The organism is Streptomyces sp. NPDC107517 (genome assembly GCF_055582645.1).
The window spans coordinates 1-5969 of sequence record NZ_JBVJPM010000081.1 but is presented as its reverse complement, the minus strand read 5'-3'; the positions used below and the strand labels follow the sequence as shown (position 1 = coordinate 5969).

General features: G+C 65.7%; 7 protein-coding genes. 5 read left to right on the top strand and 2 right to left on the bottom strand.

The annotated features are described in order from the left end of the window. Positions 1-101 precede the first annotated feature (101 nt). From ACZ67T_RS46045 to ACZ67T_RS46035, 3 genes are all read left to right on the top strand, one after another. Positions 102-383 (top strand): integrase core domain-containing protein, encoded by a 282-nt coding sequence (locus tag ACZ67T_RS46045; protein WP_469993024.1) that lies wholly within the window; start codon positions 102-104, stop codon positions 381-383. Between the two features lie 101 nt (positions 384-484). After that, the gene (locus ACZ67T_RS46040; RefSeq protein ID WP_469993022.1) at positions 485-613 is read left to right on the top strand and encodes a hypothetical protein; all 129 of its coding nucleotides are present in this window, start codon (positions 485-487) and stop codon (positions 611-613) included. 30 nt (positions 614-643) lie between these two features. After that, on the top strand, positions 644-1000 hold the full coding sequence (locus ACZ67T_RS46035) for an integrase core domain-containing protein (RefSeq protein ID WP_469993020.1): 357 nt from the start codon (positions 644-646) through the stop codon (positions 998-1000). A 122-nt stretch (positions 1001-1122) separates the two neighbouring features. Here the strand turns inward: ACZ67T_RS46035 and ACZ67T_RS46030 are convergent, their stop codons facing one another. After that, complete coding sequence (locus ACZ67T_RS46030) at positions 1123-1560, bottom strand: hypothetical protein (RefSeq protein WP_469993019.1); 438 nt, start codon at positions 1558-1560, stop codon at positions 1123-1125. 84 nt (positions 1561-1644) lie between these two features. On the opposite strand from ACZ67T_RS46030, the gene ACZ67T_RS46025 reads away from it, so the two are divergent. After that, the gene (locus ACZ67T_RS46025; RefSeq protein WP_469993017.1) at positions 1645-2268 is read left to right on the top strand and encodes a lasso peptide biosynthesis B2 protein; all 624 of its coding nucleotides are present in this window, start codon (positions 1645-1647) and stop codon (positions 2266-2268) included. A 1-nt stretch (position 2269) separates the two neighbouring features. Continuing rightward, positions 2270-4081 carry an asparagine synthase-related protein gene (locus tag ACZ67T_RS46020; protein ID WP_469993016.1) on the top strand — a complete coding sequence of 604 codons (1812 nt, stop codon included), beginning with the start codon at positions 2270-2272 and terminating at the stop codon, positions 4079-4081. On the opposite strand, the gene ACZ67T_RS46015 is transcribed toward ACZ67T_RS46020, so the two are convergent. After that, complete coding sequence (locus ACZ67T_RS46015; RefSeq protein WP_469993025.1) at positions 4065-5366, bottom strand: hypothetical protein; 1302 nt, start codon at positions 5364-5366, stop codon at positions 4065-4067. The genes ACZ67T_RS46020 and ACZ67T_RS46015 overlap by 17 nt on opposite strands. Between the last annotated feature and the right edge of the window lie 603 nt (positions 5367-5969).

Below are 5969 nucleotides of genomic sequence, written 5' to 3'. Positions count from 1 at the left end.
GAAGAGCCTCGGTTGGAAGACACCCGCCGAAGCCCTCAACGACCATCTACTATCGATGAAATAAGCCGGTGTTGCATCCACTGGTTGAACCTGGTAACTACATGTCAGCCGAGTTCGGGAGGGCGCTAGAACGCTTCGGGCTCCGCAGATCTGCCGGCCGCACCGGGATCTGTTTCGACAACGCCATGGCCGAATCATTCTTCGGCGCCCTGAAGAACGAGCGCGTATCAAGGGTGACTTACCTGACCCGTGAGGCCGCCCGGCAGGACATCACTCGCTACATCGAATTCTGGTACAATCGCAAACGCCTCCACTCGGCGGTGGGTTACCGCCCTCCGCGCGAAGTCCATGCCGAGTACGAAGAGTTGCGAATCGCCGCGTGAAATAAACGGTCAGAAGCCCGTCCGGAAAACGCGAGGCCCCTCAACCGGAATGGCAGACCGATACGACGTGGCGGCCGTTCCTACGCACCCAGGCCTCGACCATGCCCGCCGTCGACTTCTTCCATGTGGACTGTGTGGTCTCCCTGCGCCGACTGTATGTATTCTTCGCGCTCGAGGTCGAAACCCGCTACGTGCACATCCTCGGAGTGACCAGCCACTCGGACGGGTAGTGGACCACACACCAGGCCCGGAGTCTTCTGATGGACCTCGGCCACCGAGCATCCGAGTTCACCTTCCTCGGACGCGACCGGGCCAGCCAGTTCAGCGAGTCGTTCGACATGGTCCTCGCCAGCGAGGACATCAAGGTCGTGAAGATCCCTCCGCGGTGCCCTCAAACGAATGCGTATGCGGAGAGGTTCGTGCCCACCATCCGCTCCGAGGTCACCGACCGGATGTTCCTCTCCAGCCAGCGCCACCTACGCACCGCGCTGAACGAATACGCCCAGCACTACAACCGGCGAAGCCCTCACCACGGACGCCAACTTCAACCACCCCGGCCCGACCACCCCATCACCGACCTCTCTCACGAGCGGATCAAGCGCCGGCCGATTCTCTGAGGCCCTATCAACAAGTACGAAGGAGTGGCGTAGAGAAGCAGGTCATCGCTCATGGCCGAGTTCTGGAACCCACAGGAGCGTGGTGCACTTGTGGAGGCCGCCCACTCGGCGCTCAACACCCGTCAGGACGTGTCGCCCCAAACCGCCTCCAGGTCCTGGCAGCGGCCCGTAACATTCGCGTCGGTCGGTGCGATTTCGTGCACGCAGCCACCGTCCTCGCCCGGGAGGATCTCGTCGAGAAGCACGGTGTCGACCGGCATTTCCAGTCGATGGATAAGTGGGTCACATCTACGGGTGATTCGCAGGACTGCCTTGTCCGTGGTTCCGGCATCTTTTCCCTCCGCCACCGACGTCGTGGTTACTGTGCCGCGCGGCGCGGGCACCGGCGGTCCGGTTGCAGGGTATTCCTCGCAGAGTAGCCTGAAATTACCCGACGATACCCGACCAGGAGGTAAGCCATGTTTGCCCGACTGCTGCGGCGTCGTATGCCGCGTGGGCTTGTCTTTATCGGCAACGGCCGTCTGATCCGGGGCTTCAGCGGCAGCCACTACGACGGTCACGGATATCTTGGCTGAAACACCGTCCACGAGTCGAACCGAGTCCGACTCAGAGTCGCCGCGGCAGGCGACATTGGAGGATGTGCGGTGGCAGGCGACACCGATGCCTTGGTGGCTATGGAGCGGATCCTGTCACCACATTGCCGGGTCACACGCACGTCCGGCGGAGCGCTGATCGCGGACTGGAAGCGGACGCGTTTTCTTGGAATGGCGACGACGGACATCCAGAAGTTCGCCGATGAAAGCTCCACGGAACGCGCCGAGCTCGTCACCGATCTTATTCGTGCCCGTTGCGCAGCTGACCGCCAAAAAGAGCATTCCAACGTCGAGGTCGGGCTTTGGCTGCGCGGAGTACATCTGCTGATCCGGACCGTCGGATTCGGGCGCGTCCTCCGGCTCCTGTCGCTGGTGGCCCCGGAATATACCAGAGCAGATCCCGCTTCCGCGGAAGACGTCGCCTCGCTGAAGCGGGCGGTGCACTGGCACGGCCGCAGAAGCTGGTTCGTCAACGACGACTGCAAGGCCGAGGCCGTGACAGCTTTTGTCCTGCTGCGTCGGCGCGGTCTGAAGGCCGTCCTCCACGTAGGCGCGCGCGAGCACCCGTTCGCCTTGCACGCCTGGACGGCTTCGGCCGACGTGTGCATCCCCGACGCCGATCCGCGCGGGCACGCGTTCACTGCAGTTCTCTCGATCAACGGCGGAGGCCAGTGACGTGCAAGCACTCCGCCTCGACTGGGCCGGTAGCACACCGAAGCTCTCGGCAGCTGGGGCCATGGCCGACCAAGGGCTCGTGACGACGGTCTCCTCGCAGCACGGAACCGCGGTGGTCGCCGGCTGGGTCGGCTCGATGCGGGACCGCATGGCGGGTGCGCGTCGGCTGCTCGACGATTTCAGCCGGCCGGGAGTCGCGTCGCGTCTGCCGACCGGCGACTACGCGGCTGTCCTGGTGTACCGCGACCGCATCGTGCTCATGCGGGACGAGCAAGCACGTATCCCCCTGTTCTTCAGGGAGTCCGGCGGCCGTGTGACCGCGGTGAGTACCTCAGCGCGCAGCCTGGGCAGCGGAGCGGAACTGGAACGTCGCTACTTCTGCCGTTACCTGACCGGGAACACGGCGCAACCCCACTCGGAACTCACCCCTTTCGCCGGGGTGCACCGGATACTCGGCGGCGAGGTGGTGGAACTTTCGGTAACGGGGCAGATGCGCGGTCGGGTGCCGCAACACGTCCGTGAGGCGGACGACCTGTCGGTGCCCGGGGCAGACGGGCCCCGCTTCAGCGGCGCCGCGAAGGATCTACGCCTCGCGTTGGAGAACGCTGTCGGGCGCCGTATGGGCAGGACGACGGCGTGCCATGTCTCCGGCGGCACCGACTCCACCAGCGTCGCGTTGCTCGCAGCACATCTGCTGGCCGCGGGCCAGGACCGCCCTGGAGACCTGGTCCTCCTTGCCGGACGCTTCGGCAGAGGAGAACTGGCCGAGGAACAGCCTTACCTCGACGAGGCGATGGAAGCGATCCGTCGTCATGTGCCCGCGGCCCACCCGATGATGATCGATGTCGATGACATGGCCGACTTCGACGACTTTCGGCACCACGCGGGGGACGCGGACGAGCCTCATGCGCACGCCTTCCGCGCCCCGTTCTGGAGCAGGCTCCATGCCGCCGCGGCGGAACTGGACTGTGACACCCTCCTGACCGGCTGCGGGGCCGATCCGATTGCCGACGCCAACCCACTTCACTTGCACAGGCTGGCCCGCACAGGACAGCTCCGGCAGATGACGAAGCAGGCACGTGCCTGGGCCACGGGCGGCGAGCGGGGCTTGCGGGACGTCGTCTCCGCCTGCGTGGTGCAGCCGACTCTGCCGCTGGCCGCCGAACGGCTCACCGCGCTCGTCCGCCGCCGCGGAACGGTGCTCGGCGGTCTCGGCAACTTCGCCCGCCCCCGATGGCTGCGATCCGGATTCGCGCGGGCTCACGGCTACCGTGAGGCCAGTGTCGCGGAGAGCCGCTTCGTGTTCGGACGCCAGCCGGAACAGTCCCTTTACGACGCGGCCAACTACATCGCCGCTCCGGACCCGCTCTCCTGGCGCCGCGCACGGCAGGACGGGTTCTTCCTCTCGCATCCTTTCCTCGACCCGGAGGTCGTCGCCACGATGCGCCGTCTCCCGGCCGAAGCCACGTTCCGTCCGGGCCGCCCGAAGGCGGTCCTGCGCGAGGCCATGGCGGATCTGCTCCCGCCCCGGATACTCGGCCGAACGGTCAAGGTCCCCTTCGACGAGCTCTACGCCCGCGGCTTGCGGACACACGGCGACGAACTCGTCGACCTCTGCCGCTCTGCACGGCATCCGCTGATCGCGGAGATGTTCGACATCGAGACGCTGTGCCGGGCGGTGCGGGAGGCGCAGCTCGGCATCGGGGACTCGTACTCCTGGGATCGTATGAACAGCTCTCTCGCCCTGGTGGTGTGGCTAGAGCGATCGGACCAGCGCTCCCGCACGCTCATGCCCGTCACTGCCGGCCCTTGACATCCCACAGGGTCCGTTCGATCGGGCCCTGCCTGGAGTCGACGATGCCGTACCGGCTCTCCAACTCACGGTCTTCCGATTCGCTGTTGATGCGGTTTTCCTCGCCGTTTCGCCTGATGGTTTGCAGCAGGTTTGCGCCATGCACACCAAATTGCCAATAGACGGTGACATAGCGGATGTCCCTGGTATGCGCGGCGATCGAATTGTTCTCGTACACCCGGCCGCGGTAGACGACGTTGTCGACGCCCTTCGTCGCCTTCACCCAGCCGGGCACCTGGCCGTCGCTCCAGGAGTACCCGGTCAGTTGCATCTGCGACAGGCCAAGTCTGTCCTTGCGTGCGAAGCTTCCGTTGGCGTAGAACGCCAACTGGTCGTACGGCGTGTCCATGGGCAGTTGCACGACCGTCTGGCTGACGAACGTGTCACCCGGCTCGATCCAGTGCCCGGCGGGCGCCCATGGCTGCGCTGCCACCAGCTCGCCGGGCTGCTGGATCTCCCGGCGGGAGAGCGGGTGCATCTCCTGGAACGTCTGCCACTTCTCGGCATCGTCGCGCCACTGCTCGCGCTTCCGGTCTGTCGGGCTCATCCACACTCGTTCCCCCATGGCGTGGAACTCGGTGCCGAGCACGTAGAAGCCCACATCGCTGCGGTTCTCGGCCTTGATGTCGACCGGCAACGCGAACGCCTTGTGGTCCTGCCTCAGCACAGGCTTTCCCACGGTGATCGTGATGAGGGGTCTGGCGCCGTGCTGGGACGGCTGGTAGAGACGCTCGTAGCCGAAGTTCGCCAGTGCGATGAGCCCGGTGGCGATCACCGCCGCGGCCACCCGCTTCGGAGCGGGGATCTCGACGGATGTCCGCCACACCACGAAGACAGCCCAGGCGCAACCCACCGTGATCAGGCACCACAGCACCCGGTAGGCCGTGGAATCGACGTCCTTGAACGTCATGAGCAAAAGCGCGGCGTTGGTCAAGAATGCCGCGACCGCGCCGATCAGCGCGACCGTGCCCGAGTAGGGAATACGGTTTCGGAACCAGTGGTCCCAGGCCGCGACGGCACCCACCAGTGTGGTGAACGAGACCAGGATGAGGATGGCACCGGTGATGCGACCCGCGTAGGTCAGGGCACCGACGAGGTCTTCGAAGCCGAGCCAGCCCAGCGGCAGCCCCGTCAGAAGCAGAACCACCAGGATCAATACCACGGTTGCCGGTGACCGCCTGTTGCTCGTCGGTACCAGCAACTCCCGCAGACGGCTGCCGACGCCGGACCAGAGGGGAAGCCTCACGTGGTCAGCTCCCGAGGCCGCAGGCCGATGCGGGAGTGCCGGCCGCGCCGATGGTAACCGCGACGGAATCGCACCCGAGCCCGTCGGTGCACGGTCCCGCCGGTCGGCACCGCAGTACGCCAACTGAACCCAAGAGGTGTCTCCTTCGAACGTCACTGGGGCACTGCACGGGTGGAGCGCCGTCCGGCGAGCCCCTGCCGGCTTGCTTCCTGCAACACACCTCGCGGTGGCGTCGCGGAGCATCCGATTTCCCACAGCGGACCAGGAGACTGGTGCTGCGCCGGGACTCGAGCACCATCGTCCGTGGTGATCATTCGGATCACCATCCGAATGCCTCCGGACGGCCTACACGACCGAGTCCCCTCCGGACTTCGGACAGGAGGTTCGCTGTCGTCGATGCTGCGGCGAACGAGGAACTCGTGCTGGCCCTCGTCGGCGGTGATGAGTGCACAGCCGTAGGTGCACAAGCCCTTCGTGCCGATCACGCAGGCGCTCAGTTCTACTGGGACTGAAGTTCCCCCCTGGGCATGGACAGCGGGTGGTTATGCCGCGGGGGTGAGAGCTTGTGCCGTCAGGGCCCGGGTTTCGATCGGGGTGACGTAT

Bases quoted from the DNA above. Each gene is read 5' to 3' on its own strand.
- ACZ67T_RS46045 (WP_469993024.1), top strand. From the start codon at position 102: ATGTCAGCCGAGTTCGGGAGGGCGCTAGAACGCTTCGGGCTCCGCAGA.
- ACZ67T_RS46040 (WP_469993022.1), top strand. From the start codon at position 485: ATGCCCGCCGTCGACTTCTTCCATGTGGACTGTGTGGTCTCCCTGCGC.
- ACZ67T_RS46035 (WP_469993020.1), top strand. From the start codon at position 644: ATGGACCTCGGCCACCGAGCATCCGAGTTCACCTTCCTCGGACGCGAC.